Origin of the sequence: Oceanobacillus timonensis (assembly GCF_900166635.1) — a bacterium.
Taxonomy (GTDB): domain Bacteria; phylum Bacillota; class Bacilli; order Bacillales; family Amphibacillaceae; genus Oceanobacillus; species Oceanobacillus timonensis.
The window spans coordinates 4,087,951-4,100,976 of record NZ_LT800497.1; the positions used below are offsets into that span (position 1 = coordinate 4,087,951).

The window sequence follows — 13,026 nt, forward strand, 5'->3', positions numbered from 1 at the left end:
CCATTATTTTTGATGTTCGTCATGGAAAAAGGTACTGAGATAGATTTATCTGAGTACCTCTTTTCAAAAGGAGGTAATTATGAAAATATTAACTGCCGTGGACTCTTTTAAAGGAAGTATAAGTTCTTCAGAAATTAATAACATTGTAGCAAAAGAATTAAAGTTAAAAGGATTGGAAGTCATTCAAAAGCCATTAGCTGACGGCGGTGAGGGCACAATAGATGCTTTGATCGATTCAACGAATGCAAACAAAATAGAATGCACAGTTACTGGCGGTTTAGGAGAAAAAATAAAAAGCTACTACGCTATGATGCATAATGGTACTGCAGTAATTGAAATTGCTCAAATTTGCGGACTGCCTATGCTTCCTTCAGATAAAAGAAGTCCATTGTACACGACTACATACGGTGTCGGAGAAGCAATAATCCACGCGCTGCATAAAGGCGCAAAGCATATTGTCATAGCCCTTGGAGGGAGCGCGACAAATGATGTAGGGATTGGGATGCTGCAGGCTTTAGGAGTTACAGTTTCAGATGCATTGCATCAGCCTGCTTCATTCGGAGCTAGTTCCTTGGAAAATATTACGCATATAGATTTTTCAACACGTTCCCCTGAACTTAAAAACATTCCTATATCCGTTATAACAGACGTGCAAAATTTGCTCTGTGGTGAGGAAGGTGCCACTTTCGTCTTTGGACCACAAAAAGGACTGTCACCTGATGATTGCATAAAAGTCGAAAAACAAGTACAACGATTATGCTCCTTAACGCCTCTTCTGCAAAAGTATAAAAACACCCCAGGCGCAGGTGCAGCTGGTGGTTTAGGCGTTGCATGTTTGGCGTTAGGAGCAAAAATATATGAAGGTGCAGAATGGTTTATGAAGACACTTCAATTAAAAGAAACCATTCAACAAGTTGATGCCATTATTACAGGAGAAGGAAAATTAGATTCTCAGACATTGTCCGGTAAAGCGCCAATAAGTATAGCACGTTATGCCAAAAGCATAGATAAGCCTGTGATTGCGATAGCTGGAAGTATAGACATTCAGTTATTATCAGCGTTTTATGAAAGCGGTATCAAAATATGTTTATCTGTTCTACCCGGTATTCAAACTTTAGAGCAGGCAATAACATTATCACAATCACAACAAAATATAACATATATATCACAACAAATTGCTACTTTTTTAACATGGCCGAAGGAATAAATTGTCATATGTTTAGTCAATAAAAATGAAGATTTAATAATGGGATTTCCGCTTTCTTCTAATGAGTACTGCGATTACTTGCCCATTAAAATCGGCGTAGCCAGGTAGAATTGTTATACATTTAGGGGGAATAGTATGAGTCCTGAGATAATCACTTTGTTATTTTTAGTATTTGCTATTGTTATGTTTGCCTGGGAAAAGATTCCTTTACCAATAACAGCAATGCTTGTAGCTGTAGGGTTAATTTTAACAGGTGTATTGAATCCAGAAGAAGCTTTCGAAGGTTTTGTTAATACAAATGTATTACTATTTATTGCCATGTTTATTGTTGGGGGAGCATTTTTTGAAACGGGGATGGCACAAAACTTTGGGAGCGTTATTACAAAGTTTGCAAAATCAGAACGCATGTTGATCGCTATTATTATGATCATCACAGGTCTTATGTCAGGTCTGTTATCGAATACAGGTACAGCGGCTGTATTCATACCTGTCATTATCGGCATAGCAGCTAAATCTGGTTTCGCCAGATCCAGATTACTTCTTCCGTTAGTATTTGCAGCTGCTATGGGAGGAAATTTAAGTTTAATTGGAGCTCCCGGAAATATGATTGCTCAATCAGCATTACAGGATATCGGCCTTTCATTTGGATTTTTTGAATATGCAAAAGTTGGTTTGCCTATATTAATCATTGGTATCTTATATTTTTGCTTTTTTGGCTACCGCCTTTTACCCACTCGAAAGGACGAAGCATTAGATGAAGATTCTATTTTTAACCAGCAAGTAGATTATTCAAATGTCCCAAAATGGAAGCAATATCTATCGCTAATTGTTTTAGTATTAACTGTACTAGCGATGATTTTTGAAGAGATGATAGGTGTACCGCTACATGTTTCCGCTTGGGCAGGTGCATTGATTTTAGTAGCAACACGGGTTATTTCAGAAAAAGATGCAATGAGATCCATTGATATGAATACGATCCTTTTATTCGTTGGCTCTTTAGCAATGGCAAAAGCGATTGATACAACCGGTGCAGGTGCATTAATTGCACATTCACTTGTTGACTTTTTGGGAGATGCACCCTCCCCATATTTATTATTATTCGTCATTTTAGCATTATCTGCCGTGATGACAAATTTTATGTCCAACACTGCCACTACCGCCTTATTAGTACCAATAAGTCTATCCATTGCAACTTCCATTGGAGCGGATCCAAGGGCAGTACTGATGGCAACAGTAATTGGCGGTTCTTTGGCTTTCGCAACGCCAATTGGGATGCCTGCAAATACAATGGTTTACAGTGTAGGTGGCTTTAAATTTATGGATTATGTGAAAGCTGGAGTTCCAATGATTGTAGTTGGAATTATTGTTTCCATGATCTTACTACCTATTTTCTTTCCTTTTTATCCTTAAGGGAAAATAGCTTATTCTATAGAAAACTTGTAAAAATAATGAAAGAAGAAGACATGATTCTCTGATATACTTTAGAAAATCAGACTTCTTCTTTCATTATTCAAAAGAGAACCCCTTTCCCCTCTTTCCTGTTTATCCCGATTATTTAACAGACTAATTCGCCTTCCACTATACTAGGCCCTTTCGACATTCACAATACAGTAACATTTCCCAAAATTCACATAAAAATAAACAGGTATCTGTATACTTCTATTAGGCATCAATGTATCATTAAACTATCTAAATAGAAAAAAGGATTTCCATTTCACAAAGGAGGTTTCATCGATGTACATCGTTCAAAAAGGGAAATATCTTTGGCTCCTAATGCTCGGTCTCATTTTAAGTGCGAATTATATGTTGTATCAAACAGCCATCGGAACAACTATATTACCGCCAGAAGCGAGTCCTGTTGTACTGGGGTCACTAATTGATTTGATTATTATGGGGCCATTGTTTTTTATGCTGTATCGAAAAAATTTCTCCATGAAAACAGCTATTTTATTGGCAGCAGCAGGGTGTGTACTAGCAAGAATCCTTATCCCATCTCATTTACTAGCTCCGTTTGCGACCATTACCTGGGCTGGAATCGCTGCCGAAGCTGCCTTGATTGTTTTTGAGCTTTTATTTGTGTTTGCCTTTTTCAGATACCTGCCCAAAATAGTAGAAATGGTGAAAACAAACACTCTACCGGTTATTTTCTCTTTTCCAAAAGCAGTAGATAACTATGTAAGGAATAACCCGATTGTTCATGTCATCTGTTCGGAATCCTTGGTATTTTACTATGCCCTTTGCAGCTGGAGAAAGACGCCTCCGGATGGAATAACGCTGCATAAGAAATCCAGCTTTATTGCCTTACAAATCATGATGATCCATGCCATTATCGTAGAAACATTTGCCATTCACTGGTGGCTTCACAACCATTTTCCTGTTCTTTCCATTGTATTATTAATACTGAACGTTTACTCTGTGATTTTTTTAATAGCTTCCATTCAATCTATCCGTCTTAATCCGGTATATACAGATGAAAAAGCGATATACATTTCATTTGGAATATTAAAACGAATAAAGATTGATTTTCAGGATATCGAGCACTTGATAGAGGATGAAACTGCTTTAAAAAGCAAACTATCCAAGGATACAATTGACTTTATCGCTAAGGAATTTGACGCAGGTAATCCGGATATGATTATAAAAATGAAGAGACCTGTCACTGCAACTTTATTTATGGGGATTCAAAAAGAATATGCTAAAGTTGCCATTAAATCAGATAACCCGAATAGGCTGAGAGCGATTATTTTAAATAAAATCAATCATGATACCTAAAACAACCGTACCTCTTATATACGTTAAGAGGTACGGTTGTTTATCTTTTTCATTCTTCCTCTTCCTCAGCTCTTTTCTTTTTTCTTAACCCAAACAGAAAGAAAACTGGGACCATCCCGCATATAAATAATATGCCACCGAACAGAACACCGTCGATGATAGCAAAATCATCACTCCATGCCGTAAAGATAATAATGGCTATGCAAATTAGCGCCAATAAAGTAAGTGAAATAGCTAACCCTTTATTTGGAAATTTATCATCACTTTCATGATCTACGCTAATATTCATCGATAAAAAAGCTAATACCATTGTAGAGACAATAAATATAATCCATATTGGGTTTTCTGTCATGCCATTAAAACCTTTTGTTACAAAATCATAGCCCAATACTGCGAGTATCCCTAACGTTTGTATGGCATATGCAATCCGGATATTTTGTAAATTCTTTAATACCAAACGTTCATCATTTATTCTTTGTATTTGCATCTTCTTCACTCTCCTTTTCCACCCAAAAAATTTCGTCCAAGCTTTTATGAACAACATAGCAAATATTAAGACATAATTTTAAAGTTGGATTGTATTTTCCTTTTTCAATTAGACTAATGGTTTGGCGCGTCACCCCTACTTTCTCAGCTAATTGCTGTTGCGTTAGATTTTCTTGAACACGAGCAACCTTAAGTTGATTTTTCACAAGTTTTAACACCTCAATAATGTAATCTATATATTACATTATACAATATATATTCCATTTTGCAATATATACATTACATTTTGTCTTATTTTTTAGTATAAAAAGAACCTCACCAAAAACGGTGAAGGACAATCGTAACTTTTCCTCATGATTGCTATAATGGACGAATAAGATGCTCAAAGGAGAGAGGAACAAAACAATGAAATACGATGTCATATTTTTTGATATGGATGATACCTTGTTTGATTTTGGTAAATCCGAACAAGCAGCTTTACAAAAAACATTTGAAACCTTTGGATTGCCGAATGGACTTGTAGATTACCGGAGCAGCTATCGGGAAATCAGCCAAGTACTCTGGGGCGAATTGGAGCAAGGAAAGCTATCGATAACAAAATTAGGATCCGAACGTTTTAGAAGATTATTCGAAAAGCATGGTTTATCAATGGATGGCGCAGTATTTAACCATGCTTATCTTGAAAATTTAGGGAAAGAAATATATCTAGTGGATGGTGCTGACACATTATTTGATTCGCTTCCTAGACAACGTTCAGCGATTATCACAAATGGGTTTAAGCATGTGCAATTACCTAAGATAGGAAATTCACCGCTTCAGCACACGTTTGAAGCGGTAATTATTTCAGAGGAAACGGGTTTTCAAAAACCAGATCGTCGCATATTTGATGATGCTTTTTCCAAGCTTGGACTCACCGATAAAGCGAGCGCATTAATGGTCGGGGATTCTTTAACTTCGGATATGCAAGGCGGAATAAACTATGGAATCGACACATGCTGGTTTAACCCTGACCATAAGGAAAATACGGCAGGAATAGCGCCAACATATGAAATTAACCATTTAACAGAGCTTATTCCAATTGTTAAATGATAAACAGCAAAGAAGGAAGGTTCCATATGAAACCTTCCTTCTTTGCTGTCATTTTCTATTCTATTGGAGTTAGTTTTGCTTCAATTTCGGAACGCTTCTCCTCTAAAAAGGGTGGTAAATCAAGTTTTTCTCCCAAATGCCCCACATCTCCATCTACCGTGAATCCCGGGCCATCTGTTGCAATTTCAAATAAAATACCATTGGATTCACGGAAATATAAGCTTTTAAAGTAGAAACGATCTACAATACCGGATGTTCGGAATCCACGTGCTTTTACTTGCTCTTCCAAATAGAAAAGTTCCTCATCATTTTTTACACGAATGGCTAAATGATGGATGCTGCCGCGACCTGGTCTTTCCGTTGGCCCGTCTAAATATTTCACAACGATTTCTCCAAAAGCCTGACCCGGAACAGATTGAAAAATCACTTCCCGCTCGCTGCGGCTGACCTCTGTATAACCAAACATATCCGTCAATGTGGTTGCCAGTTTATCCAGTAGTCTTACGGTTATCTCCACGGATCCCATCCCTTGGATTTGATGTTCAGCAGGCACTTCTGACTTTTCCCATGTTTCCCAGTGGTCTGCTTTTTCTCCATTTGCAACGAGCAGTACCATTTGCAGTCCTTCTGGATCTTCAAATTTCATTGCGGTTCGATTAGCATAGGTTGTTATTCCGCCGTGTAAAACATTGTACGTATCAAAGCGTTTTTCCCAATAATGCAGACTCTCTTCCGATGGAACCAATAGACCAATTCGAGTAATGGCATTCGTCCCTCGATATGTGTTGCCGACCATCGGTATTTCAAAAAAGGTTAACTCTGTACCTGGACTGCCAGTTCGATCACCATAAAATAAGTGATACATGGAAGGATCATCTTGGTTCACCGTCATTTTCACACGGCGTAAACCTAATACATCCCGATAAAAACGATTATTTTCATTTGCATTTTTTGTAACCATCGAAATATGATGGTGTCCTGGAATGATATACATAAATCATCTCTCCCTTATCAGTTTACTAGTCAAGTTATCGCTAAAAAAATAATAAGCATATTATTTTTTTAATTTGTTTTCTGTATGCTTCTGCAGTTTCGACATAAGCGTATATAGTGTCCGCTGTTCATCTTCTGTTAAACAGTCGTCGACCACAGACGTTTGAAAAGCCAGCTGGTGTTCAAAAACTTCTTCTATCTTGGTTTCTCCCTTTGACGTCAAACGTATCCATTTCGTTTTCCAATCCTGTTTGCGCTGGATATATCCTTCCTGCTCCAGCCGGGCAAGCATCCGGGAGATACCTCCCTCTGACACGGTCACTCGGGCAGCAAGTTCACTCTGCGTGAGAGGCTGATAAGACCAAATCTGGTTTAATACATCAAATTGGGAAACGGTAATATCAAATTGCTTTAGAAAGTCATTGGACAGCAGATTGCTCTGATGCATAAAGCGGGCAACTCGCAGCCAAATCAAGGAACCAAGGGTGTTCTTTTTCATTCGCCTCATATCCTTTCTATATCATCATTTTACTACTCAAGTGATTTAAAAACAACACTATATATTTAGTTAAATATATTTTGCATGAATCATTGATAGAAGGCTACCCTCGATATGGATAACCTTCCTCTCATGTACATTAAGCATGCATCAATTTATTCAGCGAAATCATTTCTAGCAAACCTAACGCAGCTTCTCCGCCATTATTCCCGGCTTTCGTGCCAGCTCTTTCCAATGCTTGTTCGATCGTTTCTGTTGTCAACACACCAAACATCACCGGAATGTCTGCATGCAGACCAATTTGTGCAATGCCTTTGGCCGCTTCATTACTAACAAGCTCATAATGTGTGGTTGCTCCTCGAATCACTGCTCCAAGTGAAATAATGCCATCGTATTTTTGGGTCTTTTCTACTTTTTTTGTGATATATGGAAGTTCAAATGCGCCGGGTACCCAATAAACATCGATATCTTCTTCTTTCACCCCATGTCTTTTGAGGATATCCTTGGCACCTTCCAATAATTTCGAAGTAATCAGCTCATTAAACCTTGCAATGGTAATAGCTACTTTTAATTGCTCTCCTTGAAACATTCCTTCATATACAGCCATAATCATTCTCCCTCCACAGATAATAAATGATGAAATTTATCTTTTTTTACTTTTAAATAATGTTTATTTTCATGATAAACCGTTGTTTCTATCGGGATCCGTTCCACTACATCAATACCATATTGCTGCAACTCGCTTACTTTATCCGGATTATTTGTCAGCAGACGGATTATTGATATCCCTTCTTTTTTCAATAACCACGCAGCGATATCATACTGCCGTTCATCTGGCAGAAAACCCAGCGATACATTTGCTTCATAGGTATCTGCGCCTTGTTCCTGCAATTCATAGGTTTTCAGTTTATTAAGCAGCCCGATTCCTCTTCCTTCTTGTCTTAAATACAGAATCGCACCGCGTCCTTCCGCTGCAATCATTTGCATAGCGCGATCCAGCTGCTCCCCGCAATCACAGCGATGAGAACCAAAAATATCACCGGTCAAACATTCTGAATGCACCCTGACCAGAATAGGTTCTTCACTATCTTTCACCTCTCCCATTGATAACACAAGCTGATCTTTTCCTTCTTTATCCTGATAAAGAGACAAATCAAATTCGCCATGTTGGGTTGGTAATTTCACTTTGGCATTTACTTTCATATTGGAATAAGCTACATAATCAGCAAGCTCTTCCACGGTTATCAACGGCATATGCCATTCCGCTGCCAGCTGCCTTAAATCCTGCAGCCGGGCCATTGTTCCGTCTTCCTTTAAAATTTCGCAAATATAAGCGGCCTCGCTATCTCCCGCCAGTTTTGCCAAATCCACTGCTGCTTCCGTGTGTCCTCTGCGTTCTAATACACCGCCACTTTTGGCTATTAACGGGAAAATATGACCTGGTCTGTTGAAATCAGCCGCTTCCCTATTCTTATTTGCCAGTTCCTGAATCGTTTTTGCTCGTTCAAATACAGAAATCCCTGTAACTGTTTCCTTATGGTCCACACTGATGGTAAATGCTGTTTGATACTCATCTGTATTTTCTTTAGTCATTTCCCATAAATTTAAATTCCTGGCAATTTGTTCAGAGACCGGAGCACAAATTAACCCCCGGGCATGTTTTGTCATAAAGTTGATGGTTTCCGCAGTAGCTTTACTGGCAAGACCGACTAAATCGCCTTCTGCCTCTCTATTCTCATCATCCGCAACAATAATCAGCTTTCCCTGTTGCAACGCAGTAACCGCTGCTTCAATATGTTGTATCGTCATGATTTCCCCTCTATTCTCCAATGTATTTACGCAACATCTGATTCTTTTCCGTACCTACCATGGCTTTGATATATTTTCCGAGTATATCCGTTTCTACATTTACAAATTCCCCTTGTTTTAACTGCCCCAAGTTCGTATGATTCATGGAATAAGGAATAAGCGAAATACTAAATGACCCTGGCGTCACAGCTGACACCGTCAAGCTTGTTCCATTAATTGCGACAGAACCTTGGGCTACAATTTCTCCTTGGATTTGCGGCGGATAATAAAACGTGAGAACGATGGAATTCTCCTTTTTTACTTTTTTGATCAATCGCGTTGTTGTGTCGACATGACCGGAAACAATGTGTCCCTCCAAGCGCGCACTCGCAGATAACGCTCGTTCCAGATTCACCGGTGCATGTACTTGCACATCAGCGAAAATCGATTTTTGAAAGGTTTCCGGCATAATATCCACGGTGAAATCAGAATCAGTCACGCAAGTAGTGGTTAAGCAGACACCATTCATTGCCATACTGTCTCCAACATGATAGTCCTGCAACAGCTCTTTCGAGGCAGAACATGTCAATTCGATATGACGACTTGCTTTCTTGATTTGTTTGACTGTCCCTACTTCTTGAATGAGTCCTGTAAACATGCTTCTTCCTCCCTTCTGCTGACCATTCGAACATCTTCTCCAACGGCTTCCACACGTTGAAAAACTAAAGGTGTTGTTGCTGAAACGTCTCTATTGCTAGCAAACGCAGGAACGCCATTGCTGCCAATTAATTTCGGTGCGATATACGTAATTACTTCTTCAAACATGTTTTCTGCCAGAAATGCATCATGCATCTTGCTTCCACCTTCCACATAAACCGATTGAATCCCCTCTTTCCGTAAGTAATCAACTACTTTTGGAATGGTCCAATCTTGATTTGAGATTAATCGGACATGGGGAGGAATATTCGCGATGGAATCGGTTTTTGTAAACACCCAGACAGGTGCACCTTCTCCAAAAATGTGATATTTTCCAAAATCCAGTGTTTGCCCGCTCCGGTCTAAAATGATTCGCACCGGCGGAAAATCGGTAACGGTTTCCGGCAATAACGTTGGATTATCAGCTAAAACAGTCCCACTGCCTATTAAAATAGCCTGATAATATTGTCGCTCTTCATGAACTTTTTTATAGGTTTCTTCTCCAGTAAGATATGTGCGTTGACATGGATTAGCAGAAAGCTTTCCATCCAAGCTGATAGCTTGTTTTAATACAATATAAGGCTGCTGTCTGCTGTGAAAATAATTATAATGCTCATTCAAAGCTTCCGCCTTTTCCTGCAATATACCGGATTCAACCTGTATCCCTTGTGATTCTAAATAAGCTTTCCCTTTGCCTGCCACTACAGGATTGGGGTCAAGCTGTGCAATCACAACTTTGGAAATACCGCTATTTACAATTATTTCGGTACAAGGGGGCTGTTTTCCTGTATGGTTGCATGGCTCCAGCGTCACATATAACGTTGCATCGAATATATCTTCGGGGGTTTCACATTTTTCGATAGCCATTTTTTCTGCATGCCTATCACCATATTTCGGATGATAGCCAGTAGCCAAAAGGCTATCCTCTTTCACAATTACTGCGCCGACTAATGGATTCGTGTATGTTTTTCCTTTTCCTAACTTTGCTAGCTCTATCGCTTTTTCCATGTATCGTTCATCCATGTGTTTCCTCCCTTTCTGCAAACGTCAAAAAGCCCCGTGAAAAATATTTCACGGGGCATACTTAAATAAAGCCTGTCCAATTCACTTAAACAGGCTTTTGTATACGCAAAAAAGAATACACTTTACCTATTTATGTGTTGACGTTCGTTTTCTTCTCCCATCCAGACTATTACTGTCGGCTCTAGAATCGCACTAGATCCACCGCTCAACGCGGGTCACGGACTTCAAACTTTATCTGTTTGTCACCGCCGGTCGGGAATTGCACCCTGCCCCGAAGAATAATATTAAATTTTGTTATTACCCTTTGTTACTTTAAATACTCTAACATGTTAAAAATGATACTATCAGTAAAAAGTGTAAAATGCAAGACATTATTTTTATCACGATGTAACCGTTAATTGAAAAAGAAGACTATTCTTTAATATTTTTTATCCTTTATTTCATGCTTTAAATCCCCAAAAAAATAATCAATAAATCACCCTGATCCACCACCTATAATAAGCCCCACATCGGTTATTATTCCCAATATAAATCTTATTCCACCTAAGAACATGACATACCAAAAGTATAATTAAAAAACACTATATACAAGATAAGGAAGTCATTTCACGTTCTAATCCAGCGCAATCAAACGATATACTTATGCAACATTGACGTATGCTAAAGAGAAAATGACATGTTTTTCACAGAGTTATGGCGGGTATAGTAAAATTCAATATTTTTTTGATTTTCACTTGAAAATCCGCTAAATTTTTATGGAAAGGAGTTTATCTATGTCCTTACAAATTGTCGGTTTTGCTGTTATTATACTAGCCGCTCTCCTCGTAATTGGGAAGCTCATCCGATTGAAAATCCCCATCCTTCAAAAACTCTTCTTACCTACATCTTTGATAGGTGGTTTTTTAGCACTCTTATTGGGACCAGAAGTATTAGGCCGTCTAACTACAGATGGTTTTCTTGATGCTGGTTTCTTTACGGAAGAGATGGTAGAAGTTTGGGCAGGTTTACCTGAGCTATTGATTAATATTGTTTTTGCATGTTTATTTATTGGATTTATCTTACCAAAACCTAAAAAGATGTGGCGGGTCGGTGGACCGCAAATAGCCTTAGGCTATACAATGTCCTGGGCTCAATATGTAGTAGGCATATTACTAGCGCTTACCGTATTAACCCCCTTTTTTGGACTTAGTCCTGCAGCAGGAGCACTCATTGAAATTAGCTTTGTTGGTGGCCATGGCACAGCTGCAGGGTTACAAAGCACATTTCAAGAACTCGGATTTTCCGAGGGTTACGACCTTGCTATTGGTTTAGCAACGATAGGAATACTGTCCGGCGTAGTAATTGGTATGATTATGGTGAATTGGGCTGCGCGTAAAGGGAAATCGCAGACGTTACATCATCCCGATGAGATTTCTTTTGAACAACAAACGGGAATTATTAATAAAGAACATCGTCATTCAGCAGGTACGAAAACTACCTCCCCGCTATCGATTGAACCATTTGCTTTTCATTTAGGGCTAATTGGTATTTCGATATTTATTGGTTATGTACTATTGGAAGCGCTTGTTTGGTTAGAAGCTGTAACGTATGGAAGTGCGCTGGATATTTATTTATTTGAGTATGTTCCTTTGTTTCCATTTGCAATGATTGGTGGAATAATTGTCCAAATCTTTATATCCCGTTTTGATTACCATGAATTAGTTGATCGAGATACGATTAACACCATACAAGGAGTAGCACTAGATTTTCTAATTATTAGTGCCATGGCTTCACTAAGCTTACAAGTAATTGGAGCTAATATCATTCCATTTATTTTACTTGCCGTTGTTGGTATAGCTATTAATGTCTTCCTCTTCCTCTATCTCGGACCTAAAATGATTCCGAGTTACTGGTTTGAACGAGGAATTGGGGATTTTGGTCAAAGTACCGGAGTTGCAGCGACCGGAATAATGCTTATGCGTATCGTGGATGCAGAGAATCAATCGCCTGCACTCAATGCGTTTGGTTATAAACAAATATTATTTGAACCAATGGTTGGTGGTGGACTTGTAACTGCTGCTTCTGTACCATTTATCATCCAATTTGGAGCAATTCCTGTATTAATAGCAGTAATTTTATTAACCACTGCATTTTGGTTATTAGGTACCCTATACTTTGGAAAAATGAAAGAATCCGATTAGCATATGAGCAACAGCATGCGTACTATTTCATGCTGTTGCTTCTTCTCATTTGAAAGATTGTTATTCTAAGTTTCGTGGTCTTGTTCATTGCTGCTTGTAACTCTAAGCCAACCAGCAGATAATACCTCTAACGAGAAAAGCCAAGATACGGAGATGAAGGAGATTCTTCCATGACTGAAGTGAGTAGTCTTTTAGCATTTCAATCTATTCCATCACTAGATCCAAATGATGATGGCAATGCAGTTTCTTCCAGTGTCTCTGTACCATGTGTGATTACGACACCATCTATTTCT

At 38.7% G+C, this 13,026-nt stretch carries 13 protein-coding genes and 1 riboswitch; of the genes, 5 read left to right on the forward strand and 8 right to left on the reverse strand.

The window, feature by feature from the left end; all coding sequences use genetic code 11:
- Positions 1 to 79: 79 nt before the first annotated feature.
- The 3 genes from B7E05_RS20040 (at position 80) to B7E05_RS20050 (ending at position 3,979) form a co-directional block, all read left to right on the forward strand.
- Complete coding sequence (locus B7E05_RS20040) at positions 80 to 1,207, forward strand: glycerate kinase (RefSeq protein WP_080875867.1); 1,128 nt, start codon at positions 80 to 82, stop codon at positions 1,205 to 1,207.
- Positions 1,208 to 1,342: 135 nt separating this feature from the next.
- A complete protein-coding gene (locus B7E05_RS20045; protein WP_080875868.1) occupies positions 1,343 to 2,617 on the forward strand; it encodes an SLC13 family permease in 1,275 nt (424 codons plus the stop codon).
- 324 nt (positions 2,618 to 2,941) lie between these two features.
- Complete coding sequence (locus tag B7E05_RS20050; RefSeq protein WP_080875869.1) at positions 2,942 to 3,979, forward strand: beta-carotene 15,15'-monooxygenase; 1,038 nt, start codon at positions 2,942 to 2,944, stop codon at positions 3,977 to 3,979.
- Positions 3,980 to 4,028: 49 nt separating this feature from the next.
- Here B7E05_RS20050 and B7E05_RS20055 read toward each other — a convergent pair whose 3' ends face one another.
- Both B7E05_RS20055 and B7E05_RS20060 read right to left on the reverse strand, forming a co-directional pair.
- Entirely contained in the window at positions 4,029 to 4,466 is a 438-nt protein-coding gene (locus tag B7E05_RS20055; RefSeq protein WP_342745014.1) for a hypothetical protein, read from the reverse strand.
- A complete protein-coding gene (locus B7E05_RS20060) occupies positions 4,444 to 4,671 on the reverse strand; it encodes a helix-turn-helix transcriptional regulator (RefSeq protein WP_080875870.1) in 228 nt (75 codons plus the stop codon). Before B7E05_RS20060 ends, B7E05_RS20055 begins: the two co-directional genes overlap by 23 nt.
- A 199-nt stretch (positions 4,672 to 4,870) precedes the next feature.
- Here B7E05_RS20060 and B7E05_RS20065 point away from each other — a divergent pair, with 199 nt between their 5' ends.
- The gene (locus B7E05_RS20065; RefSeq protein ID WP_080875871.1) at positions 4,871 to 5,554 is read left to right on the forward strand and encodes a YjjG family noncanonical pyrimidine nucleotidase; all 684 of its coding nucleotides are present in this window, start codon (positions 4,871 to 4,873) and stop codon (positions 5,552 to 5,554) included.
- Positions 5,555 to 5,609: 55 nt separating this feature from the next.
- On the opposite strand, the gene B7E05_RS20070 is transcribed toward B7E05_RS20065, so the two are convergent.
- From B7E05_RS20070 to ribD, 6 genes are all read right to left on the reverse strand, one after another.
- Positions 5,610 to 6,548, reverse strand: coding sequence for a ring-cleaving dioxygenase (locus B7E05_RS20070; RefSeq protein WP_080875872.1), 939 nt, complete (start codon positions 6,546 to 6,548; stop codon positions 5,610 to 5,612).
- A gap of 60 nt (positions 6,549 to 6,608) precedes the next feature.
- Positions 6,609 to 7,046, reverse strand: a complete 438-nt coding sequence (locus tag B7E05_RS20075; protein WP_080875873.1) for a MarR family winged helix-turn-helix transcriptional regulator — start codon at positions 7,044 to 7,046, stop codon at positions 6,609 to 6,611.
- Positions 7,047 to 7,185: 139 nt separating this feature from the next.
- Positions 7,186 to 7,653 carry a 6,7-dimethyl-8-ribityllumazine synthase gene (gene ribH / locus B7E05_RS20080; protein ID WP_080875874.1) on the reverse strand — a complete coding sequence of 156 codons (468 nt, stop codon included), beginning with the start codon at positions 7,651 to 7,653 and terminating at the stop codon, positions 7,186 to 7,188.
- A gap of 2 nt (positions 7,654 to 7,655) precedes the next feature.
- Complete coding sequence (gene ribA, locus B7E05_RS20085) at positions 7,656 to 8,855, reverse strand: GTP cyclohydrolase II (protein ID WP_080875875.1); 1,200 nt, start codon at positions 8,853 to 8,855, stop codon at positions 7,656 to 7,658.
- A 10-nt stretch (positions 8,856 to 8,865) separates the two neighbouring features.
- Complete coding sequence (locus tag B7E05_RS20090) at positions 8,866 to 9,492, reverse strand: riboflavin synthase (protein ID WP_080875876.1); 627 nt, start codon at positions 9,490 to 9,492, stop codon at positions 8,866 to 8,868.
- Positions 9,465 to 10,553, reverse strand: a complete 1,089-nt coding sequence (gene ribD, locus B7E05_RS20095) for a bifunctional diaminohydroxyphosphoribosylaminopyrimidine deaminase/5-amino-6-(5-phosphoribosylamino)uracil reductase RibD (protein WP_080875877.1) — start codon at positions 10,551 to 10,553, stop codon at positions 9,465 to 9,467. Before ribD ends, B7E05_RS20090 begins: the two co-directional genes overlap by 28 nt.
- A gap of 145 nt (positions 10,554 to 10,698) precedes the next feature.
- A riboswitch (FMN riboswitch) is annotated at positions 10,699 to 10,836 on the reverse strand.
- A gap of 490 nt (positions 10,837 to 11,326) precedes the next feature.
- On the opposite strand from ribD, the gene B7E05_RS20100 reads away from it, so the two are divergent.
- Complete coding sequence (locus tag B7E05_RS20100; protein WP_080875878.1) at positions 11,327 to 12,733, forward strand: sodium/glutamate symporter; 1,407 nt, start codon at positions 11,327 to 11,329, stop codon at positions 12,731 to 12,733.
- The last annotated feature ends 293 nt before the right edge of the window (positions 12,734 to 13,026 follow it).

Bases quoted from the DNA above. Each gene is read 5' to 3' on its own strand.
- B7E05_RS20040 (WP_080875867.1), top strand. From the start codon at position 80: ATGAAAATATTAACTGCCGTGGACTCTTTTAAAGGAAGTATAAGTTCT.
- B7E05_RS20045 (WP_080875868.1), top strand. From the start codon at position 1,343: ATGAGTCCTGAGATAATCACTTTGTTATTTTTAGTATTTGCTATTGTT.
- B7E05_RS20050 (WP_080875869.1), top strand. From the start codon at position 2,942: ATGTACATCGTTCAAAAAGGGAAATATCTTTGGCTCCTAATGCTCGGT.
- B7E05_RS20055 (WP_342745014.1), bottom strand. From the start codon at position 4,466: ATGCAAATACAAAGAATAAATGATGAACGTTTGGTATTAAAGAATTTA.
- B7E05_RS20065 (WP_080875871.1), top strand. From the start codon at position 4,871: ATGAAATACGATGTCATATTTTTTGATATGGATGATACCTTGTTTGAT.
- B7E05_RS20070 (WP_080875872.1), bottom strand. From the start codon at position 6,548: ATGTATATCATTCCAGGACACCATCATATTTCGATGGTTACAAAAAAT.
- B7E05_RS20075 (WP_080875873.1), bottom strand. From the start codon at position 7,046: ATGAAAAAGAACACCCTTGGTTCCTTGATTTGGCTGCGAGTTGCCCGC.
- ribH (WP_080875874.1), bottom strand. From the start codon at position 7,653: ATGGCTGTATATGAAGGAATGTTTCAAGGAGAGCAATTAAAAGTAGCT.
- ribA (WP_080875875.1), bottom strand. From the start codon at position 8,855: ATGACGATACAACATATTGAAGCAGCGGTTACTGCGTTGCAACAGGGA.
- B7E05_RS20090 (WP_080875876.1), bottom strand. From the start codon at position 9,492: ATGTTTACAGGACTCATTCAAGAAGTAGGGACAGTCAAACAAATCAAG.
- ribD (WP_080875877.1), bottom strand. From the start codon at position 10,553: ATGGATGAACGATACATGGAAAAAGCGATAGAGCTAGCAAAGTTAGGA.
- B7E05_RS20100 (WP_080875878.1), top strand. From the start codon at position 11,327: ATGTCCTTACAAATTGTCGGTTTTGCTGTTATTATACTAGCCGCTCTC.